Genomic DNA, 225 nt, shown 5'->3' with positions numbered 1-225 from the left:
GATACGGCAACTGCGCCATTGTTTGACTCATGTAGATTTCACCTCCTAAACATGTTACTCTAATGATAACACATGAGAAAATGTTTAGGGATAACATTGCTGATAGATCGGTAGGAAGAAGGTTGTCACATGAGCAATAAAAATCAGCGTTTAGATGAAGCTATTTACGAACGCAACTATGTTTACAATTTTCATTTTCATTTAATCTGGGTAACTAAATATCGG

General features: G+C 35.6%; 1 pseudogene. It reads left to right on the top strand.

Going from position 1 to position 225, the window contains the following annotated elements:
• Positions 1-129: 129 nt before the first annotated feature.
• A pseudogene (locus KTE19_RS13830) lies at positions 130-225 on the top strand (IS200/IS605 family transposase); the annotation flags it as partial.

Origin of the sequence: Lentilactobacillus dabitei (genome assembly GCF_019061365.1) — a bacterium.
GTDB classification, from domain to species: Bacteria; Bacillota; Bacilli; order Lactobacillales; family Lactobacillaceae; genus Lentilactobacillus; species Lentilactobacillus dabitei.
Note: the sequence above shows the minus strand (reverse complement) of the source record. Positions and strands in the feature narration are given on the sequence as shown.